This window comes from Kineosporia sp. A_224 (assembly GCF_002198655.1).
GTDB lineage: Bacteria > Actinomycetota > Actinomycetes > Actinomycetales > Kineosporiaceae > R-H-3.
This window is the reverse complement of record NZ_MWLN01000019.1, coordinates 1-4,666: the sequence shown is the minus strand read 5'-3', so window position 1 is coordinate 4,666 and position 4,666 is coordinate 1. Positions and strand designations below refer to the sequence as shown.

The following is a 4,666-nucleotide window of genomic DNA, read 5'->3' as shown; positions in this document are numbered from 1 at the left end:
GCCGGCACGGTGCGGTGCGGTGCGGCGGCCAGCCCCGCGGCCGGCCCGGCCGGCGGTTCCCCGCTGCACCCCGACTACGTCGAGGCCTACTACGGCACGGCCGAACCCCCGCCGCCACGGGCGCGGCACGGCCGGTCCCGCGGACGGTCCGACGGGTACGACGAGGGGCACCGGGTCATCGACCTCACGGCCGTCGAGCCGACGGTCTCGGCCGGCGAGCTCGCGGAGTGGGTCCGCCGGCTGGAGGCCGGCCGATGACCCGGCCGACGACCCGGGCGACGAGCCGCGCGACGGCATCGGGGCTGCGGGCGTTCCTCGCGACCGACCGGGGCCGGATCGTGCTCGTCGGGGGTGCGGCGCTCACCGTCTTCGCCGCCGGCGTCGGGGTCGGCGGGCTGCTGCGCGGCGGACCGGACGAGGCCGTCGTGACGGTCCGCGGGCCGTCACCCTCGCCGTCCGCGGCCGGCTCGCCGACGGCCCCGGCGGCCGGCAGCGGGCCGGTCACCCCGACGGTCGAGCCGGTCACCCCGACGACGGCCTCCGGCATCAGCACGACCGCGGGCGAGCAGGACCAGGGCGGCGGGGTGCCGGCCCCGGCCGGCATCCCGAAGGCGCCGGTGGCCCGCTTCGACTGCCCGGCGACGGGGACCCGCGTGTCGTCGGCCGCCCAGCTCACCGCCGCTCTCGCGGCCGCCTCGGCGGGCGACGCGATCCTCCTCGCGGACGGCGTGTACACCGGCGCGTTCGTCGCGACGGCGAAGGCGAGCGCCGGCGCACCGGTCTACCTGTGCGGCAGCCGGTCGGCGGTGCTCGACGGCGGCTCGACCTCCGGCGGCTACGTGCTCCACCTGGACGGCGCCGCCGGATGGCGGGTCTCGGGCTTCACCGTCCGCAACGGCCAGAAGGGCGTCATGGTGGACGGCGGCCGCGGCAACGCGCTGCAGGACCTGCTCGTCGAGGAGATCGGCGACGAGGCCGTCCACCTGCGCCGGCAGAGCACCGGGAACGTCGTGCGCGGCCTGACGATCCGGGACACCGGCCGGCGCAAGGAGAAGTTCGGCGAAGGCGTCTACGTCGGTTCCGCCGAGAGCAACTGGTGCGACGTCAACGGCTGCAGCCCGGACCGCAGCGACGGCAACTTCGTGCTGGACAACAGGATCGGGCCGACCACCGCCGAGAGCGTCGACGTCAAGGAGGGCACCTCCGGCGGGGTCGTGGCCGGGAACGTCCTCGACGGGACCGGGCTCGTCGGCGCCGACTCGTGGGTCGACGTCAAGGGCAACGGGTGGCTCGTCACCGGCAACCGCGGCACGCGCTCGCCCATGGACGGCTTCCAGACCCATGTCGTCGCCGACGGCTGGGGGCGGGACAACGTCTTCCGCGGCAACGTCGCGGACCTCGCCGGCGGCAGCGGTGTCGGGTACTACCTCCACAAGGACGTGCCGAACACCGTGGCCTGCAGCAACAAGGTCACCGGTGCGGCGGGCGGGCTCTCCAACCGGCCCTGCACCTGACGGCGACCTCGACGCCCGGGCCTCTTCCCGCTGCGGCACGGCGGCCGTACTGTCGGGCCGCGGCCGGACCGCACCGGTCCGTCTCCCGTCCACGTCCACGCTGCTGGAGGGAACATGTCCCGTCGTGACCTGATCGACCCGGAGTCCCGCGTCCCGCTCGACGCCCTGCTCGGCTTCATGCCCGGTGGTTTCAACGCGATCCCCGACATCGTCACCCGGCGCGCGACCGTCGCGCAGATCCTCGCCTCCATGCCCGTCCCGCCGAACCCCAACGTGACGACCGAGGACCGCACCGTGCCCGGCCCGGCGGGCGACCCCGACATCAGCGTCCGGATCTACCGCCCCGTCGGGACCTCCGCGACCACCGGGACGCTGCCGGGCATCTACTACATCCACGGCGGCGGCATGGTCCTCGGCGACGTCGCCGGCGAGGACGCCAACGCGGCGAGACTCTGCGAGGAGGTCGGCGCCGTCGTCGTGTCCGTGGAGTACCGGCTCGCGATCTACGGGGGCAGCGCCGGCGGCGGCCTCACGCTCGGCACCGTCCTGCTCGCCCGGGACCGCGGCGGCCCGGCGCTGGCGTTCATGATGCCGATCTACCCGATGATCGACGACACGAACACCTCCGGGTCGAGCCACGAGATCACCGACATCGGGATCTGGGACCGGGCCGGGAACATCGAGGCCTGGGCCTGGTACCTCGGCGGCAAGCCCGCGGACCAGTACGCCGCACCCGCCCGCGCCACCGACCTGAGCGGCCTGCCCCCGGGGTTCATCGACGTCGGCACGGTCGACATGTTCCGCGACGAGGACATCGCGTTCGCGAACCGGCTCATGCAGGCCGGCGTCCCCTGCGAGCTCCACGTCAACCCCGGCAGCTACCACGCCTCCGAGGTCTTCGCCCCGGACGCCGCCCTGTCCCGGCGGATCTGGGCCCTGCGGGTCGACGCGCTCCGCAGGGCTCTCGCCTAGGACACCGGCACCCGGACGTGCGGCGCCGGGGCCGAACGGGTGGATCACCCGGGCGGCCCCGGTCACCCGCCGGGCATGGGAACGATCCCGGCTGTGCCGGACCTCCTCAACATGGACCAACGTCCTGTCGACACCCGAGGTATCCGCAGGGTTGCAGGACATCGATCCATGGAGGAGGCACCTCGTGACGCCAGTCCATGGCGACCCGGGACCGACGACGCCGTCGCAGTACGCCCGGCGGCGCGGCCCGTCCGCCTGGCTCGACGACCGGTCCGTCGCCGTCAAGCTGGCCACGCTCGTCGGGGTCGCCCTCGTCGGGGTCCTCGCGGTCGGCACGGTGGGCCTGCAGGAGCTGCGGGCCGCCTCGACGCAGGCCGAGCGCCTGCAGTCCCTGCAGAAGATGACCCGGCTCGCGCTCGAGGCCGACATGGCGCACGACGCGATCAAGGGCGACGTGCAGCAGGCGATCCTCGACGGCGACAGCGCCTCGGGCCGCGAGGCGCTCGCCGACCTGGACGACCACTCCGCGATCCTGTCGGACGGCGTCGCCACCTTCCGGGCGGGGACCATGCCCGAGGACGTCCGCCGGGCCGCCGACGAGGTCGCCCCGCTCGTCGCGACGTACCTCGAGGAGGCGCACCGGGCCGCGGGCGCCGGGGTCACCGGCACCGCGACGGCCGCGTCGACGACGACGTTCCGGACCTCGTTCTCGGCCGTCGAGGAGGCCATGCCCCGGATCGGGGACGCCCTGGGCGGCCACGTCTCCGACGCGGCGGCCGCGGTCCACGCGTCCCGCACCTCCGCGACACGGACCCTCGCCGGCGCCGCAGCGGCCTCGGCCCTGCTCCTCGTCCTGCTCTGGCGGGCGATCGGCCGCAGCGTCGTGCGCCCGCTGCAGACGGTCGCCGCGGTGGCCGCCGGCCTCGCCGCCGGCGACCTCACCCGCACGTGCGACCTGCGGCGCGGCGACGAGTTCGGTGCGATGGGGGACGGCATCGACACCGCGGTCCGCTCCCTGCAGTCGATGATGCGCGACCTCGCCGCCACGGGCGGCTCGCTCGCCGAGGCCGCCCTCGAGCTGTCCGCGGTCTCCGAGGACCTCAGCCGTGGGGCCAGGGACGCCGCCGACCGGGCCACCGAGGCCCGGACCGGCTCGACCCAGGTCGACGAGGAGGTGCAGTCGGTGATGGCCGGCGCCGAGCAGATGGCGGCCTCCGTCGCCGAGATCGCCAGCAACGCCTCCCGTGCCGCGGCCGTGGCCAACGAGTCCGTCGTCGCCGCCGACGCCGCGAACGAGCAGATCGAGCAGCTCGGGGTCGCGAGCGCCGAGATCGACTCGGTCGTTCGGCTCATCACCGCCATCGCCGAGCAGACCAACCTCCTCGCGCTCAACGCGACGATCGAGGCCGCCCGCGCCGGTGCGGCGGGCAAGGGCTTCGCCGTCGTCGCCGAGGAGGTCAAGCAGCTCGCGCACCAGACGGCCCGCGCGACCGACGACATCACGAGCCGGATCACCTCGATCCAGAACACGACGTCCGCGGCGGCCGGGGCCGTCACCGGGATCCGCGAGGTCATCGGCCAGATCAACGAGTTCAGCATGACGATCGCCTCGGCCGTCGAGGAGCAGGCCGCCACGACGAACGGCATGAGCCGCTCGCTCGGGGTCGCCGCCGCGGGGAGCAGCGAGGTGATCCGGGTGGTCGCGAGCGTCGCCGAGGTGAGCCGCGCGGCCGCGCAGGGCGCCCAGGGCAGCAAGGACGCCTCGGACGACGTCGCGACCTTCGCCCAGAACCTCAACACCCTCGTCGCCCGATTCCGCTACTGAGTCGCCGGTCTCCGGCACAGACAAGGAGGGCCCCGACATGGCAGAGCCGCCGGTCGTCGCCGCCTACGGCCTGCGCAGGCCGGACCTCGACGAGGTCCGGGCCGCCGTCCAGCGGGTCAGCCCGGTCACCGCGGACGCGGTGTGGGCCGGGCTGCTCCAGGCCGCCGGGCTGGACGGCGCGCCACCGCACGGCGACGACGCCGTGCAGCGTGTCGTCGCGGCCATGAAGTCCTCGGGTGACCCGGTCATCGTGCTGTGCGCGCGGGCCGTCACCATCCGCCTGTCCTCCTACGAGCACCTCGCCGCGACCGCGGAGATCGTGAGGAACCACCGGTGAACATCCCCGCCCCCCGCC

5 protein-coding genes are annotated in these 4,666 nt (G+C 74.8%); all 5 read left to right on the top strand.

Features of this window, described 5'->3' with window-relative positions; genetic code table 11:
- Positions 1 to 258, top strand: a 258-nt coding sequence (locus EDJALFJO_RS33915; protein ID WP_158220240.1) for a hypothetical protein, incomplete at its 5' end; no start/stop codon positions are given.
- Positions 255 to 1,514 (top strand): hypothetical protein, encoded by a 1,260-nt coding sequence (locus EDJALFJO_RS00410; RefSeq protein WP_088281090.1) that lies wholly within the window; start codon positions 255 to 257, stop codon positions 1,512 to 1,514. The genes EDJALFJO_RS33915 and EDJALFJO_RS00410, both read left to right, overlap by 4 nt.
- A gap of 114 nt (positions 1,515 to 1,628) precedes the next feature.
- Positions 1,629 to 2,486, top strand: coding sequence for an alpha/beta hydrolase (locus EDJALFJO_RS00405; protein WP_088281088.1), 858 nt, complete (start codon positions 1,629 to 1,631; stop codon positions 2,484 to 2,486).
- Between the two features lie 184 nt (positions 2,487 to 2,670).
- Positions 2,671 to 4,311, top strand: a complete 1,641-nt coding sequence (locus tag EDJALFJO_RS00400) for a methyl-accepting chemotaxis protein (protein ID WP_088281086.1) — start codon at positions 2,671 to 2,673, stop codon at positions 4,309 to 4,311.
- A 37-nt stretch (positions 4,312 to 4,348) separates the two neighbouring features.
- A complete protein-coding gene (locus EDJALFJO_RS00395) occupies positions 4,349 to 4,648 on the top strand; it encodes a hypothetical protein (RefSeq protein WP_088281084.1) in 300 nt (99 codons plus the stop codon).
- The last annotated feature ends 18 nt before the right edge of the window (positions 4,649 to 4,666 follow it).